Source organism: Bacillus sp. FSL R5-0560, assembly GCF_037966305.1.
Lineage (GTDB): Bacteria > Bacillota > Bacilli > Bacillales > Bacillaceae > Bacillus > Bacillus mojavensis.
Genome location: NZ_CP150195.1, coordinates 1,279,763 through 1,295,570, shown reverse-complemented (window position 1 = coordinate 1,295,570; position 15,808 = coordinate 1,279,763). Strand labels below are relative to the sequence as shown.

At 45.4% G+C, this 15,808-nt stretch carries 20 protein-coding genes and 1 riboswitch; of the genes, 6 read left to right on the top strand and 14 right to left on the bottom strand.

Annotation, left to right across the window (positions count from 1 at the left end):
* Positions 1-106 precede the first annotated feature (106 nt).
* Complete coding sequence (locus NST56_RS06520; protein ID WP_339180798.1) at positions 107-2,386, top strand: ATP-dependent helicase; 2,280 nt, start codon at positions 107-109, stop codon at positions 2,384-2,386.
* 65 nt (positions 2,387-2,451) lie between these two features.
* On the opposite strand, the gene NST56_RS06515 is transcribed toward NST56_RS06520, so the two are convergent.
* The 4 genes from NST56_RS06515 to NST56_RS06500 all read right to left on the bottom strand — a co-directional run bounded on the left by NST56_RS06515 (position 2,452) and on the right by NST56_RS06500 (position 3,939).
* On the bottom strand, positions 2,452-2,706 hold the full coding sequence (locus NST56_RS06515; RefSeq protein ID WP_010333784.1) for a stage VI sporulation protein F: 255 nt from the start codon (positions 2,704-2,706) through the stop codon (positions 2,452-2,454).
* Positions 2,707-2,869: 163 nt separating this feature from the next.
* On the bottom strand, positions 2,870-3,010 hold the full coding sequence (locus tag NST56_RS06510) for a YjcZ family sporulation protein (RefSeq protein ID WP_010333783.1): 141 nt from the start codon (positions 3,008-3,010) through the stop codon (positions 2,870-2,872).
* Positions 3,011-3,091: 81 nt separating this feature from the next.
* Positions 3,092-3,298 carry a hypothetical protein gene (locus tag NST56_RS06505; protein WP_229147862.1) on the bottom strand — a complete coding sequence of 69 codons (207 nt, stop codon included), beginning with the start codon at positions 3,296-3,298 and terminating at the stop codon, positions 3,092-3,094.
* Between the two features lie 284 nt (positions 3,299-3,582).
* Complete coding sequence (locus NST56_RS06500) at positions 3,583-3,939, bottom strand: DUF1360 domain-containing protein (RefSeq protein ID WP_286058710.1); 357 nt, start codon at positions 3,937-3,939, stop codon at positions 3,583-3,585.
* A gap of 155 nt (positions 3,940-4,094) precedes the next feature.
* Between NST56_RS06500 and cotV the strand changes: the two genes are divergently transcribed.
* The 5 genes from cotV (at position 4,095) to cotZ (ending at position 6,664) form a co-directional block, all read left to right on the top strand.
* A complete protein-coding gene (cotV, locus tag NST56_RS06495; protein WP_168747439.1) occupies positions 4,095-4,481 on the top strand; it encodes a spore coat protein CotV in 387 nt (128 codons plus the stop codon).
* 40 nt (positions 4,482-4,521) lie between these two features.
* The gene (locus NST56_RS06490; protein ID WP_168747438.1) at positions 4,522-4,851 is read left to right on the top strand and encodes a spore coat protein; all 330 of its coding nucleotides are present in this window, start codon (positions 4,522-4,524) and stop codon (positions 4,849-4,851) included.
* A gap of 88 nt (positions 4,852-4,939) precedes the next feature.
* On the top strand, positions 4,940-5,449 hold the full coding sequence (gene cotX, locus NST56_RS06485) for a spore coat protein CotX (RefSeq protein ID WP_168747437.1): 510 nt from the start codon (positions 4,940-4,942) through the stop codon (positions 5,447-5,449).
* A gap of 149 nt (positions 5,450-5,598) precedes the next feature.
* The gene (gene cotY, locus NST56_RS06480; RefSeq protein WP_010333777.1) at positions 5,599-6,087 is read left to right on the top strand and encodes a spore coat protein CotY; all 489 of its coding nucleotides are present in this window, start codon (positions 5,599-5,601) and stop codon (positions 6,085-6,087) included.
* 127 nt (positions 6,088-6,214) lie between these two features.
* Positions 6,215-6,664 carry a spore coat protein CotZ gene (cotZ, locus tag NST56_RS06475; protein ID WP_339180788.1) on the top strand — a complete coding sequence of 150 codons (450 nt, stop codon included), beginning with the start codon at positions 6,215-6,217 and terminating at the stop codon, positions 6,662-6,664.
* A gap of 87 nt (positions 6,665-6,751) precedes the next feature.
* Here cotZ and cotO read toward each other — a convergent pair whose 3' ends face one another.
* From cotO to NST56_RS06425, 10 genes are all read right to left on the bottom strand, one after another.
* Complete coding sequence (gene cotO, locus NST56_RS06470) at positions 6,752-7,477, bottom strand: spore coat protein CotO (protein ID WP_168747435.1); 726 nt, start codon at positions 7,475-7,477, stop codon at positions 6,752-6,754.
* A gap of 100 nt (positions 7,478-7,577) precedes the next feature.
* Positions 7,578-8,354 carry an enoyl-ACP reductase FabI gene (fabI, locus tag NST56_RS06465; protein WP_326197239.1) on the bottom strand — a complete coding sequence of 259 codons (777 nt, stop codon included), beginning with the start codon at positions 8,352-8,354 and terminating at the stop codon, positions 7,578-7,580.
* Between the two features lie 136 nt (positions 8,355-8,490).
* A complete protein-coding gene (gene thiD / locus NST56_RS06460; protein WP_168747433.1) occupies positions 8,491-9,306 on the bottom strand; it encodes a bifunctional hydroxymethylpyrimidine kinase/phosphomethylpyrimidine kinase in 816 nt (271 codons plus the stop codon).
* A gap of 18 nt (positions 9,307-9,324) precedes the next feature.
* The gene (thiF, locus tag NST56_RS06455; RefSeq protein WP_339180782.1) at positions 9,325-10,335 is read right to left on the bottom strand and encodes a thiazole biosynthesis adenylyltransferase ThiF; all 1,011 of its coding nucleotides are present in this window, start codon (positions 10,333-10,335) and stop codon (positions 9,325-9,327) included.
* A complete protein-coding gene (thiG, locus tag NST56_RS06450) occupies positions 10,332-11,102 on the bottom strand; it encodes a thiazole synthase (protein ID WP_081720775.1) in 771 nt (256 codons plus the stop codon). The genes thiF and thiG overlap by 4 nt, the downstream gene beginning before the upstream one ends.
* Positions 11,099-11,299 (bottom strand): sulfur carrier protein ThiS, encoded by a 201-nt coding sequence (thiS, locus tag NST56_RS06445; protein ID WP_286059665.1) that lies wholly within the window; start codon positions 11,297-11,299, stop codon positions 11,099-11,101. The genes thiG and thiS overlap by 4 nt, the downstream gene beginning before the upstream one ends.
* Complete coding sequence (thiO, locus tag NST56_RS06440; protein WP_339180779.1) at positions 11,299-12,408, bottom strand: glycine oxidase ThiO; 1,110 nt, start codon at positions 12,406-12,408, stop codon at positions 11,299-11,301. The genes thiS and thiO overlap by 1 nt, the downstream gene beginning before the upstream one ends.
* Positions 12,392-13,009, bottom strand: a complete 618-nt coding sequence (gene tenI, locus NST56_RS06435; protein WP_286058715.1) for a thiazole tautomerase TenI — start codon at positions 13,007-13,009, stop codon at positions 12,392-12,394. Before tenI ends, thiO begins: the two co-directional genes overlap by 17 nt.
* Positions 12,987-13,694: a thiaminase II gene (tenA, locus tag NST56_RS06430; protein WP_339180776.1), complete on the bottom strand. Its 708-nt coding sequence runs from the start codon at positions 13,692-13,694 to the stop codon at positions 12,987-12,989. Before tenA ends, tenI begins: the two co-directional genes overlap by 23 nt.
* 80 nt (positions 13,695-13,774) lie before the next feature.
* A riboswitch (TPP riboswitch) is annotated at positions 13,775-13,883 on the bottom strand.
* Between the two features lie 62 nt (positions 13,884-13,945).
* Positions 13,946-15,790, bottom strand: a complete 1,845-nt coding sequence (locus NST56_RS06425; protein ID WP_326330437.1) for a monovalent cation:proton antiporter family protein — start codon at positions 15,788-15,790, stop codon at positions 13,946-13,948.
* Positions 15,791-15,808 lie beyond the last annotated feature (18 nt).

The window sequence follows — 15,808 nt, the reverse complement described above, 5'->3', positions numbered from 1 at the left end:
TTCTGCTGTCTCTTTTCCCTTAAACTTACTTTTTGAAACACGTTTCTTTTGATATGATAGTCTTTGTCTGTAATGAACACCTTTTTTTGATTGGGAGGACCCCTTTTTGAAATGCGCCCGACTGAATGATCGAACCATACATTTACATACATATTCGAGAGAACATTATCAATTCCTTTTTGAAGAAGGAATAAAAGGCCATTTATTTTGTTCTCATTGCGGAAAACCCGTTTTGTTAAGGCTTAATATCACCGATCCGCCGGAGTTTATCCACCGCCAGCCAGGCCACTTTCCGGCATGTGAGGAGGCCTGCGAAACGAAACCCGCTAAAGAAGAAAAGAAGGAAAACTATCAGGAATCCGGTGTTTTTCGATTACCCAAGGGGAAAGCGATTGCTGCTGACTCGTCTCCGGCTGTCATGGAATGGCAGCGGCCGAGAAGCATTAAACCCGGAACACCATTTGTTCAAAAAACAATAGAACCTGATACGAGCCTTTTTCCGACAGTCGGCTTAAACACAGATCAGTTGAAAGCTGTCACGGAAACGGAAGGCCCATTATTGGTGCTTGCCGGTGCAGGAAGCGGAAAAACACGTGTGCTGACTGCGCGCGCTGCCCACATGATCGAACACCTAGACATACCGCCGGAACATATGCTGCTTGTCACCTTTACAACAAAGGCCGTCGCGGAAATGAAAGATCGCATGGCGAAGCAGTACGGATTACAGCCGTCAAAAGTCAGAAGACTTGTCACCGGAACCTTCCACAGCTTGTTTTATAAAATCCTGTATCACTATGATTCTGCCAAGTGGAATGGCGAGCACCTGTTGAAAATGGAATGGCAAAAGGAACAATATATGAAAAAAGCACTCTATGAGGAAGGCGTAGATGAGAAAGAGTTCCCCGTCGATCAGGCCTTGCAGCAAATCGGTTTTTGGAAAAACTCTTATTTGCCGAATGAACGTATTCCTTTAAAGGATGACTGGGAAAAACAAGTCTACCGCCTGTACGAATATTATGAGCGCCAGAAAAAAGAACACCGCCAATTTGATTTTGATGATATGGCGTCTGCCTGCTATGAACTGTTCATAGAGCGGCCTGATCTTCTGGAGCAATATCAATCTAGGTTTACGTATATTTTAATTGATGAATTTCAGGACATTAATCCGGTCCAATATAAAATCATGCAAATGCTGGCGAGTCCGGAACAAAACCTGTGCTGTGTTGGGGACGACGATCAGTCGATCTATGCGTTCCGCGGCAGCAGCCCTTCTTTTATTCTGGAGTTTCAAAAGGATTATCCTGGTGCCAAAACAATCTACTTAACAGCGAACTACCGTTCAACACATCCGATCGTTTCCAGTGCTGATATTGTCGTGAAAAAGAACAAAAACAGGTATGCCAAGATGCTGGAAGCTGCTCGTGACGACGCGCAGGTCCCTGTGCTGTTTTATCCTTATGACGAAGAAGAAGAAGCGACAATGGTGGTTTCCGATATGAAAGAAAAAATTCAAAACGGCGCAAAACCTGAAGACTTTGCGGTTCTCTACCGGACAAACAGCGCCGGCCGCGCCATTTATGAAAGGCTTCATCAATCATCAATTCCGTATACCGCTGATCGCGGCGTCCAGTCCTTTTACAGCAGAAGAATCGTCCGCCAGATACTCGCATACTTGTACGCGAGTCAAAACGAGGATAATACTGAAGCGATTAAACACTTGCTGCCTGCCTTATTTCTAAAGCAGTCTGCTTTAAACACGCTGAAGGCGCTCTCGATTACCGAGGACTGCTCCATGATTAAGGCGCTGGCCAAACTGCCGGATCTGAAGCCGTTCCAGCTGGATAAAATCAAAAAAATCGTACCCTTTTTCGCAAGCATCCGCACCATGAAGCCTGTGGAAGCCATTACCTTTGCTGAAGGAAAAATGGGCTTCTCCGAATACTTAAAAAAACGGGGCAACGAAGGAAACAAGCTGGAAAAAGGCTCTGATGACTTGCGTGACGTCAAGGTTGTCGCAAAAAAATTCAAAACCATCCCTGACTTTCTCTCCCATGTGGATCACATGCGGGCTGCTGAGAAAAACAAAACAGATGAAAACGGTGTACAGCTGATGACCATTCACCGATCAAAGGGCCTTGAATTCAAAACCGTCTATGTATTAGGCACGGTAGACGGCTCCATCCCGCATGATTTCTCATTAGAAACAGCGAGAAAGGGAGACGAAGCTCCGCTTGAGGAAGAAAGACGTCTTCTGTATGTTGCAATGACACGGGCCAAACAGCATTTATATTTGTCTTGTCCCGCAAACAGGCGCGGCAAAACAGCCCACCGTTCAAGGTTTTTGTATCCTCTTCTGCAGCAAACGAGACAGCTCTTGCCCAAATAAACAGCCCGGCAGCGATACTGCCGGGTTTTTCACTGTAAAAAAGGCCCGTTGCCCAGGCCATCCGCTTATTTATTATCCAACATTTTAGAAATTGTTCCAAAATCAAGCTTTTCTTTTCCGCTTGTAATGGACTGGACAATCTTATCTTCCATTTCTTTCGGCACGCGTCTGTTTGCCAGCTGCGCCACGCGCTTAATGACGCTGCGGACTGTGTTTTCATCTTTAAAATTGGCGTTTTGAAGTGAGCCTGCAAGATTCATGACATCCTGCATGTTCACGCCTGTTTTCTTTTCAATGTTCTTAAAAAATTGATTATCCATAATACGCCTCCTTTTGGCGGAGTAATACAGTATTGTATGAACGCTTTACGTATAATGTGATGATTCGCAAGCAGAAATAAGTTACTGATTTAAAAAGCAGCAAAGGATACATAAAGTAGGAAGAAGCACGGAAATCATCCGTACTTCCTCCTTTATTCATTTCTTAGTAGTTAAAAAAAGATGCACCTACGATGATGAGAAGAATGAACAGTACGACCACAAGAACGAATGTTGAACCGTAACCGCCTGAATATCCTCCAGCATAACCGCCGCCGTAGCAGCCGCCTCCGTAACCAAATCCCATAACTAAGCACCTCCTTTACTCTCTATACACTATGCGAGACATCATGATCGGCTTGGATATCCGCATAGGGCGCTTGCGGATTTATAATGGATCATGCTGAGCCTGCCGTTTTTTCAGTAAGGCTTCCGTCTTTTCAGCCAATTCTTCAATTTCTTGTTCAAACGACAGGCCGGCTTCGTCAAATAAAGCCAACTCCTTTTCAATCTGTTTGATCATCTTGTCATGCTTGTTTTGCTTTTGATCGTGCGGTTCATACCTGCCCTCTATGAATTTTTCAAACTCATTCATGAGATCCCCCCTCTCATGACATATGCTGAGCGAACCATCATTGTTAAAAAAACAAAAAACCGGACATCTCCGGTCTCTTGTCAGGGTCAGGCTATTGAGGTTTTTTCTTTTTACTGCCGCACCCGCAGCCTTTCTTTTTGATCTTTTTTGTTTGATACGATGAATCTGTATATGGAGTTTTTTGGGAAGGTTTGTTAATTTGATTCACTTTGATCCCTTCCTTTCCTTATGTCATATATGCTACTTTATGCGGAGACTGACGGAAAGTTGCTGGTGGGAATGCCTCATTCCTGCAGCCATTTTGATACAAGGGTTTCAATTATACCGGCCAGCCCGGCGATCGCCAGCAGCAAAACCAGCCACTGGGCCACCTCTGGAATGAATGCCTGGCACAAAATCAAAAAGCCGGCGCACCACACGCCTGTGCACCAATAGCAGCTCAGCAATTCACCGATAAACGCCCTCACACCTGTTCCCTTTATGACAATGTACGTTTCGATGTTCCCGTCCGCATCCTTTTCCTCCTTCTCTTCATGAAAAAGGCTGCGAAGCGGCGCCATAATCGTATCAAACACGAAAAGACGCGCGAGCCGGAAGACCGCAAGCGAAAGAAGGAAAAGAGACAGCCAATTGATAACCACTTGTTCACTCCTTTCATCATCCCCTTCACATATATGCAGAAACCCTAGCTTTCATGAATTTGTATCTTGTCCTGTTGAAAATTGGTTATTTTTCTTATTCCGCTCTGCACCTCTTCTGCATTATATACAGTATGGATAAGAAAGGAGTGAAGGTTATGTCATTTGAAGAAGAAGTTGAATCCCTGCATCCTGAAATATTTGAGCAATTATCAAGCGAATTCGAACAGCAGATCGAAGTCATTGATTGCGAAAATATCACAATAGATACGTCACATATAACAGCTGCCCTTTCTATACAAGCCTTGGCTACAACATTGATTATCCTGACGATACAGCTCGTCATCGCCGACGAGGACTTGTCTGACACAGTAGCAAGCGAAATACTCATTCTCGATAACTCCCAAATCAAAAAAAGAACCATCATTAAAATTATCAACAGCCGAAATATCAAAATCACTTTATCTGCCGACGAAATAATAACCTTTGTACAAATTTTGCTTCAGGTGCTAAATAGTATTCTCCTTGAGCTTGACGTCCTTTAACCCTTTCTTTTCACAAACTTAAAAGTCGAGGTGAAAACAAATGTCAGATAACGATAAAATCAAAGAAGAGCTTGAAAAGCTTCCGGAAGTTGATCCTATGTCGAAAATGCTGGTTCAAAATATCTTTCTGAAACACGGCGTCACCAAAGACAAAATGAAAAAACTTTCAGATGAAGAAAAGGAAATGCTATTGAATATGGTAAAAGACTTGCAAGCTAAATCAGCGGAAATAGTTGAAAAACAAAAGAAGAAAAAAGAAGAAGCCACTGTGCAAGAGCAAAAGAACGAAAAACCGCTAAGCCGGAGAGAACAATTAATTGAACAGCTCAGACAAAGACGTCAAAACAATAACAATTCAAACCAATCATAAAAAATAGGGTTCTTCATCAGGATATATGCCTCAGTCAAAATTTGAGGCTCGCTCATCTAATAACAGTAAAAGAAAAGGAGGAATAGATATGGAAAGCAGACCATATTCTTGGGTTGCACTTGATCCTGACTGTGACCATCCGTTAGACGAAAAAGATAAAAAAGAAGAAAGAAAATGCAATTGCGATATTTGCTGTAATGGCAATGGGGCTTTTGGCGACGACAACGCCTTCATCGACCAAAATCTCGCACAGGCAAATCTCAACAAACAAGTTTCCGATGAAACAATTATTATTAGAGACTCTTGTGACATCAACATTTCATCTACAGACATTCAAGCCGTAACATCAGTTGTAACAGCGCTTAATGCAGCTGTTCTAACAGTAGCTCTCACATCCATTGCAGACGGAGTAATTGCAGAATTAGTCGCACAAGATTTATTGCAGCTGACAGCTAACAAACAAGTAAACCGCCAAAAACTTCTCATCGAATGCTCCCGCGGTGTAAATGTCACAACAGTAGATGCTGATGTAGCAACATTAATCTCCACAGCTACTAACACACTTGTGGCAGCCCTAGTCATCATACTCATCCTGTAAATCTAAAAGCAGAGCTAAAAACGCTCTGCTTTTTCTTATTTTCCCGCATATGATGAATATATAGACGTTCACCCACACCAAGTGAGGCACGAGTACATATGTTGTTAAGGACTAAAGTCAAATACCCTATAAAGAAGGAGCTGAAATCAATGAGCTGCGGAAAAACCCATGGCCGACATGAGAACTGTGTATGCGATGCAGTGGAAAAGATTTTAGCAGAGCAGGAGGCAGTTGAAGAACAGTGTCCGACTGGCTGCTATACCAACCTTTTAAACCCTACGATTGCTGGAAAAGACACAATTCCGTTTCTCGTTTTTGATAAAAAAGGCGGGTTGTTCTCCACATTCGGAAACGTGGGGGGATTTGTGGATGATATGCAATGCTTTGAATCCATTTTCTTCCGCGTCGAGAAATTATGCGATTGCTGCGCTACACTGTCTATTTTACGCCCGGTCGATGTTAAAGGCGAAACCTTAAGTGTTTGCCATCCTTGCGACCCGGATTTCTTCGGGCTTGAAAAAACAGATTTCTGCATAGAAGTGGATCTCGGATGCTTCTGTGCGATTCAATGCCTGTCACCAGAGTTAGTTGACAGAACATCCCCTAACAGAGATAAAAAGCATCATCACAATGGATAAACACTTGTAAAGAGGAATCCCCTTCCAAACTCTATTACAGGTGCAAATCATTCAGCTGCTTCGAAAGTGAGGCAGCTGACTCTCCATCATTTCGCCAGTCTCAAAATTACAAGGCAGGAGGGATAATATGAGCCAGAAAACATCAAGCTGCGTGCGTGAAGCGGTAGAACAAATTGAAGATCTGCAAAACGCGGTTGAAGAGGATTGCCCGACCGGCTGCCACTCCAAGCTTTTGTCTGTAAGCCATTCATTAGGAAATACAGTGCCTTTTGCAATATTTACATCAAAATCAAAGCCTTTAGTCGCCTTCGGTAATGTCGGCGAGCTGGATAACGGACCTTGCTTTAATACAGTATTTTTTAGAGTGGAAAAAGTTCATGGCAGCTGCGCAACGCTATCCTTATTAATCGCATTTGACGAACACAAACACATTTTGGACTTCACCGATAAAGACACGGTTTGTGAAGTGTTCCGACTTGAAAAAACGAACTACTGCATTGAAGTGGATTTAGACTGCTTCTGCGCGATCAATTGCTTAAATCCTCGTTTAATCAATCGCACACATCATCATTCATGATAAGACGGAAAAGCTTGCAAGATTTGCAGGCTTTTCTCTATGTAAAAAAGCTGCCGGAACGATCTGCCGGGCAGCTTTTTGCTTTCATTAAAAACCTAACGGGTGCAGAGATGTTATCTCATCGATCGCCAGCTCAGTCGGAGCACCATTTCCGGTCGTCCGAAGCAGGACGGAATCATTTCTTCTTCCGACAATCACGCCTCTGTACGTTTTTCCATTGGCTTCAATCAGACAAAGCGCTCTCGGCATGTTATGCGGCAGTTTTGTTAAAAAATCGATTTTTTCATGGATGGACATCTTGCTCATCGGTTTTTTCACTTTTCTGGCCGGCGGTGCCTTTTCTTCAGCTTTAGCTGCATTATGCACGGCCTCCGGTTCCTTTTCAGGCTTACGGGCTTCAGGTGCAGGCTCTTCCTTTTTTTCCGCTTCCCGAGACTGCTGTTTGGGGATTTCTTCAATTGCCTGCGGCTCTTCTAACGGTACCTGCTGCTTTTTCTGGTTCTCCGGCTCTCTTACCTCTTGTTTTTGCTGACGCACTGGTTCCTCTGCCTGTTTTTTCTCTGTTTGCTGAGCATCTTTTGCCTGAATGTCTTCCCGCTTTTTTTCCTCTGTTTCCACAGCATCTTTTACCTGAATGTCTTCCCGCTCTTTTTCATGGTAAACCGGCTGTTCCTCTGCTTTTGGCGGAGCCGGTTTAGCCTTTCTTTTAATGACGATCTCCTGCATGGACGAGCGTGTTTCCACATAGTCCGGCTGAACAATATACATGAGCGGTTTTTTATCCGCGTTTCTTTTCTTATTAGACATCTTCATCCCTCCGATTCTGTCATATTCTATCTATATGACAGAATGCTGAAAATCAGAAGAAATAAAAAAGCAATCCCTGTTTGGGACTGCTTGAAGGTGAAACTGCCTAGCGGGCAGTGATATGGAAACCTGAATCAACATGAAGATTTTCACCTGTAATGCCTCGGGACATATCGCTAAATAAAAATGCAGCTGTATCTCCCACCTCTTCAGGTGTGGTCGTGCGGCGAAGCGGTGCACGCTCTTCGATGTCTTTTAAGATTGAGTTGAAGTCACTGATGCCTTTAGCAGATAATGTTCTGATCGGACCAGCAGAAATGCTGTTAACGCGGATATTTTCTTTTCCTAAGTCAGCAGCTAAGTACTTCACACTTGCGTCAAGAGAAGCTTTCGCTACACCCATCACATTGTAGTTCGGCATAACGAGCTCTCCGCCAAGGTAAGTCAGCGTTACGATGCTTCCGCCTTCAGTCATCATCGGACGCGCCGCTTTTGCGACAGCGGTCAGTGAGTATGAGCTGATGTTGTGAGCTAGAAGGAAGCCCTCACGATTTGTGTTTAAATATTCGCCGACAAGCTCTTCTTTGTTGGCAAACGCGATACAATGCGCGATACCGTGGATCACACCGACCTGCTCTTTAATGCTTGCGAAACAAGTTTCGATTTCCGTGTCGTTTGTTACGTCGCAAGGAAGGATAATGGAATCGTTTCGCTCTAAAGTTCCAGCGAGTTCATGAACAGATTTCTCCAGGCGTTCACCTGCATATGTGAATATCAATCGTGCGCCCGCTTCATGTAAAGAGCGCGCTATTCCCCAAGCGATACTGCGTTTGTTGGCTACTCCCATAACAACAATGTTGCGGCCTTCAAGTGAAAAATTCATATGTATAAAGCCTCCTATATTGGTTAAAGACATAGTATTAGTACCTGATCTTAATACCTATCATATCATAACCTTGTCCAGATGAAAAGCGCATATCAAAGTCAAACATGAAAGAGACCACCATAAGCAAGTGGTCTCATCGGTTTATTTTTATGCTGTTTCGTTTAAAAGCGAAATGATTAGTCGGTCCGTGGCCCGATCCGATGCCGAGCGTATTTTCTACGGCTTCGCGGACAAAGTTGGCAGCAACCTCGAATGCCTGATGGATGCTGTCTCCTTTAGCGGTTTGGGCTGTTAAAGCCGCAGCAAAGGTGCAGCCAGTGCCATGCGTATGCTTCGTATCGATATAAGGATGGCTGATTTGCATAAACATGTTTCCATCAAAAAGAAGGTCAGTAATGTGATTGTCCTCAGGCTGGTGCCCGCCTTTGATAATCACATGCTGCGCACCCATCTTCACTAGCTGTTCCGCAGCTTTCTTCCGGTCATCAAGCGAACGGATCACCATACCCGTCAGCGCTTCTGCTTCCGGCACATTCGGCGTGATCGCATAGCTTCGTGGGATCAGCAGCTCCTTCAGCGTAGCGATTGATTCATCGCGCAGCAAGGACGCCCCGCCCTTCGCGATCATAACCGGATCAACGATCACCCGGGTTAATTCGTATTGATCAATTTTCCTTGCCACTTCTTCAATCATTTCTGCATTCCAAAGCATTCCTGTTTTTACGGCGTCCGGTCTCAAATCCTCCGCCACAGCATCAATTTGCTCTCTCAGTGCCTCTGCAGTCAGCGGATACACGCCGTGAACGCCAAGTGTATTCTGTGCAGTTACCGCCGTGATGGCAGACATTCCGAATACACCAAGCTCCTGAAAGGTTTTAATATCTGCCTGTATTCCCGCGCCGCCGCCTGAGTCAGAGCCGGCGATCGTCAAGGCTTTATATATACTCATTACACTACACTCCTTTTATTACCCGATCCATTTATGATAGATGGATTTTGCCCTGGCAATATCGTTTGTTCCATGGATCAATGCTCTGCCATCCCGAAACAGCACCATTTTCATGTCATCCGAGCGGCAGGAAATTAAATACGGATTCGCTGCTACTTCCAGCCCCGCCTGCCTCAGCTGCCCCGCCATCACGTCAAGATCTGCTTCTTTTGTGAAAGAGGATCTGATTTGCACCGTGTTTCTGCCGCACAATACTACTGCTTTCGTTTGGTTTTCGTATGATAAAAACGGAAAATCCTTTGTGCCGCAGCTTGGACACGAATCATCTTTAAGTCCCGCTGCTCTTACTTCTGACCGCTCATTTTTCCACAGGTCAAAGGAGCGCAGCACGGGCTCGCATTCCTCTCCCGTCAGCAGTTTCAGAGCGTCTGTCACCTGAAGGACAGCAACCTGCAGAACAGCCGGGCTGATAATGCCGGCTGTGTCGCATGTCGCACCGCCAATCGGAAGGGTATCGAGTAAACAATGAAGGCAGGGGGTTACCCCCGGCAATACAGTAAACGTAAGGCCGTAGCTACCCACACAAGCGCCGTAAAGAAACGGAATGCCTTCTTTCACTGCAGCATCGTTAACAATAAGCCGGGTTTCAAAATTATCGGCGGCATCTACAATGATTGATGCGCCGCGAATCAGCTCGGATACGTTTTCTGCTGTGACATCCATGACAAGTCCGGTCACATCCACATCACTGTTAATGGAACGAAGGCGCTGCTCAGCAGCCGCTGCTTTCGGCATTTCCTTTCTGACATCATTTTCTGTGTAAAGCTGCTGGCGCTGCAGATTGCTCCATTCGACGTAATCTCTATCGGCGATTTTCACCGATCCGACTCCCGCTCTCACCAGCATCTCTGCGCTGGCCGTTCCCAGTGCGCCGGCGCCGATGATCACAACGCGCGCCTCTCTCAGTTTCTTCTGGCCTTCGGGGCCGATTGGAGCAAACAGCTCCTGCCTGGAGTACCTGTCCGTCATACAGGAAGACCTTCTCCCGGACTGCTTGCCGTTCCATATGACTTGACTGGAATGCGGCCTGCTTCATAAGATAGACGCCCTGCTTCTACTGCGAGCTTCATGGCGCGCGCCATTTTCACCGGATCGTTCGCACCTGATACGGCCGTATTCAGCAGTACGCCGTCCGCTCCAAGCTCCATTGCATATGCCGCATCTTTTGGCGATCCGATTCCGGCATCCACGATGACCGGCACTTTGGCCTGTTCAATGATAAATGACAGATTCAGAGGATTTAAAATCCCCTGTCCCGATCCAATCGGAGAAGCCCCCGGCATAATAGCATGAACACCAAGCTCTTCAAGCTTTCTCGCCAGCACCACATCATCCGAGGTGTACGGCAGCACAATAAATCCCTCTTCAAGAAGCTGTTCAGACGCTTTTAACGTTTCCACAGGATCGGGCAGCAAGGAACGGCTGCACCCGATGACTTCGACTTTAATCATGTCACAAAGCCCGGATGCTTTCGCGAGCCGTGCAATTCGAACTGCTTCTTCCGCCGTACTGGCGCCAGCTGTATTTGGCAGAAGCGTATATTTGGATAAATCAAGCTGTTCCAGAAAATTAGGCTGAGACGCTTCAAAGATATTCATTCTCCGTACAGCAAATGTTAAAATATCAGACTCTGAAACAGCCACCGCTTCCTTTTGAATATCAAACGATGGATATTTTCCCGTGCCCAACAGCAGCCTTGATTGAAATTGTTTCCCGCCAATTGTTAACATTCTCATCCGCCTCCTACAAAATGGACAATTTCGATGACATCACGATCACACAGCTCTACCTCGTGATATTGTTCTTTGCCGATAATTTCTTTATTTCTTTCAACGACAACGATTTTATGTTCAAGCTGATAAGACGCAAGCAGATCCTGAATCGTACCTGAGTCTCTATCCCATTCAACTTGTTTACCGTTCAGCTGAAGCATCATATCTGAACCGCCTCCTTGCGATCAATTCGAAAGGCGTGCAGCCAGTCTGCCTTGACCTCTTTATTCATAATGAGATCACCAATTAAAGCACCCGTTGCAGGAGCAAGCAGAATCCCGTTTCTGAAATGGCCCGCCGCAAATAAAATCCGGCTGTCCTGAGGGTGCTTGCCAATGTATGGCTTTCCGTCCTTTGTCCCCGGACGCAGTCCCGCCCAAAAACGATCAACCTTCATATTCTGAATCGCCGGCAGCATCGTTTTCGCTTTTTCCATAACCGACTGAAGTCCGCCAAGATTCGGCTTCTCGCTCCAGTCACCAGGCTTCATCGTCGCGCCGACAACCAGTCTGCCGCTTTTTCTCGGTACGATATAGCAATGATCATGATAAAGTGTTTTTGTCAGCGGAATGTCATCATTCCAAACAGACAGGCACTCTCCTTTTACAGGAAAAAATGACTGATTCAGCCCGAGCTGCTTAAAAAACATCCCGCTCCAGACCCCGCTGGCAACCACGACATAATCCGCATGCATGTCACCGGACGCTGTTTTGACCAAAATGGATTCACCGCCACGTGTCACATCGAGAACAGGAGCATGCTCAAAAATATCCGCACCAAGCGCTTTAGCCGATTTAGCGTATGCCTTGCATACAAAATAAGGCTCAACATGAACATCATCCTGAATAAAGCTCGCCCCATAAATCTCACTGGCCGTATACGGCTCTTTTTCCAGCACTTCTTCTTTTGTATGCCAGCTGACAGAATCCAAATCGTCCATCCGTCTGAGGCGTGACACGTCTTCTTCGGAGAATGCAAGCTTAAACATACCGCCATCATGCCTTCTAATATCGATACCGGATAATGCAAATAGCTCCTCTCCAAGACCTCGGTACATACGCTGACTGTGCATGGCGAAATCAAAAAACGCATCCCGTTCCTCGCACTCGGCATGGGCGCCAAGCATCCCTGCCGCGGCGCTTGTTGTTCTGCCGCCGATTGTTCCGCTTTCAAGCAATGCGGTGTTTTTCTTTTCTTTTGCCAACTGATAAGCAATCGCGGAACCAATAATTCCGCCTCCAATGACAACTGCATCATAATGCCTTTTCATACTGAATCTCCTTTAGCTTGCGGGAATATCGTCTGGCAGCTTCCAAAGGATCATCGGAAGAAAAAATTCCGGACATGACAGCAATACCGTCTGAACCTGCTTGCTTCATTTCTCTTAATCTGGCAGGTGTCATCCCTCCAATTGAAATAACCGGAATCGAGATCCTCTGTTTGATTTCTGAAAGCAAAGACACGCCTCTGCCCTCAAGGCCTTGTTTGCAATCCGTTTCAAACACATGGCCGAACAAAACATAATCAGCATCATCCTTTTCTGCCTGAAGCGCTTCCTCCAGTGAATGCACTGATCGCCCAATGTGCAGGTGAGGAAATCTGGCTCTTACTTGTTTCGGCGAAAAGCTGCAGCTCGGCAGCTGAACACGATGAATATTTGAAAAAAGTGCAATATCAACCCGGCCATTCATCACCAGCTTTTGCTTATCAACACCGCCTTCAGAAATAAGCTCCAGCAGTTTCAAAATGTCAGCCGCCGATTTAGACCGTTCGCGAATATGGATGAAATCAACCTCATCCTGAATGGCTATAATAGATCTCACTAGATCTTCAACCGGCTTGCGGTCATCAGTTATGGCGTGCAGCTCCAAGTCCTTCCACCTCTTTTACGCCGCTGTCTGACCAGCCTTCTTTTCGATAAGCCATTCCCCAGAACTGATATTCATAATAGCTGGAAATAACAAAATTCTCTTTCATCTTGGCACGCACTTCCTTGGTGCTGTTTTCCGCCAGCTCATCCAAACGGTTAATTTGTTCTTCCACCTGCTGTCTGAACCAGTCACCGCCGTAGGTACCAATCCACTTCTGATAGATCGGATGCCCCGGATCACATGTCAGCAATTTCTCACCAACCTCATAATAAAGCCAATAGCACGGGAGAAGAGCTGCCAAGATTTCTGCAAAATTCCCGCTCAAGACCGAACGGTACATATGAGATGTATAAGAGTAAGCGGTAGGAGATGGCTTAAATGCCTTCTGTTCTTCCTCACTAATTTCCAAAAGCTCTGTAAACTCGCGATGAAGCGCCATTTCTGCTTCATATGTACCTTGAGCATGGCTGGCCATGCGTCCCGTTGTGTAAAGGTCCTTCGCATAAGCGGCGCCGAACGATTGCACCTTCGCAAAATGCGTTAAATAATAAGAATCTTGAAGCACGTAGTATTTAAAACGGTCAATCGGAAGAGTTCCGTCACCTATTCCCGTAACGAACGGATGGACAAAACTCCCCTCCCACCATTCTGCGGCTGCACTGCGGCATTCTTCTGAAAACTTCACACGTCATTCCCCCTGTCTGATAATAAAAAAACCACTTTCCCGCAAGGAAAAGTGGTTTGGAATTGGCATAGTTATATAACACAAATACCGCTCCACTTCCCTACGCAGGTCTGAACCTGTTCAAGTTATGAGGGTCTAAAAGTCACACTTTTATCTCAGCCCTTATAAAGGACACCCCTAGTGGTTTTACGAATACATATTGAATTGTTCTGCACCTCTATATTAACACGAATCCTTATTTGGTCAAGATATTATCCTTCCAATGTTTTCTTAAGATCCGTTACGTACCCGCGTGATCCGGTGACAATTAAGCGGTCTCCGATTTTCAGCCTTGTATCGCCGTGAGGAACAATGCTGTCCACACCTCTGAAAATCCTGACAAAAATCACATCGCCTGTTAAAGGGAATTCACGGAGAATCACGCCGTCGTATTTGCTGTTCTCCATATTAATTTGATACAGCGAAGATTCCTGGTTTGTGAGCAGTTTCATGACGCCAGGTGCTTCTATCAGCGCGCGAAGCAGTGTTTTGGTCGACAGCAAGATGGAAAAGATGCCGATGCCCTGCTCCTTCAATTTCGCTTCGTTCTTCGGTGATCCGGTGCTGGCGATGACTCTTTCTGTCCCCTTTTCTTTGGCGTATAATGCGATGTCCGTATTCATGTCTTCATCCCCTGTTGCCACTACAAGGATATCTGTATCAAATATACCGAGTGATTCAAGGGTTTGATGCTCATAATCAGGAAGCGTTTCAACGGAAAATACTGAGTCTGACAGCTTTTCCTCAGCGTTTTCTTGATAAACGTGCACGACACGCACTTCATACTCACTCTCAGGCAATTCAAGTGTAACAGGCAGTGTCATTTGATTAGCGCCGATAAATGTGATCTTCTTTTTCTCCTCCGGCTGCTCCTGTTTTTTGTACAGCTTTTTAAATCCGACCGGCGTAAAAATGCTTGCAATAACCGCCACCAGCGTAAGCGCTCCTGACATATTCGCACTGATGACATGAAGCTGCTGGCCGATTGTCGCAGCGGCAATCACAAGAGAAAGCGTTGATGTCAGCAGGAAACCAGACGCCAATATTGTGCGGTTATCATACCATTTCTTCAAGTACAGGATAGGAAGAATCTTGCTTACTAACAGTGCCATAAGCAGCAGCGGAATCATCACTAAAATTTTCGGGTCCTGAAAAAGTGTCCAAATATCCAATTTTACGCCAACCATCACAAAGAAAATCGGTATTAAGAACCCGTAGCCGAAGGAATCGAGCTGCTGAACCAATTCCTTGTTCGGCGAGAGCAGGGAAACAAGCACGCCCGCTAAGAAAGCGCCGAGTATATTTTCTGCCCCCAGTGATTCAGACAGAGCCACCAGTACGATAATTAAGGTGAAAATAGCACGGGTGCCAATCTGGATCGTCCCTTTAGACATAGACTGAACAAAAGAACGGTGTTTAAAGATCCGACCGAAGAAGTAGAGCACTACTCCCGCTGCAAACAAGATCATTAAGAGCCACATGTTTCCGCTGTCCTCTCCGTACAAAGAAGAAAATACAGCAAGAAGAATCATAGTGACCAAGTCAGCAATCACGGCAACAAGCAGGATGATCTGCCCGATGTTTGAATTCATGAGCCGTTCTTCCTTTAAGGTTGGAACGACAACACCTAACGAAATCGTAGAAATAATAAGCGTCATTAAGAAAGCATTTTGGATAAATCCGGCCACGACGAACCCATAAGACAGCAGCAATGATAAAATAAAAATACCGATAAAAATAATGGATGCTGTGGCAAATGTATTGGGTGCTTCCTTGCCGTTTTGCAGAAACTGCTTTTTCTTTCCCTTCTCAAAGGATGAAAAATCAATTTCAAGACCGCTTAAAAACATTAAAAAGATAAATCCGAGCATAGAGAGTGTCTGAAGCCAAGTATCACCCTCCACAACTAAATTAAGACCGCTTTTTCCTATAATCAATCCCATAATAATTTCAGCAACAACAACAGGGATGCTGAGTTTAAACCGATGCAAAAGGATGGGAGTCAAAAATGCAACGATAAGTACGACAACTAATGATGCGACAGATGTATGCGCCATAATCTGAACCTCCTTTTA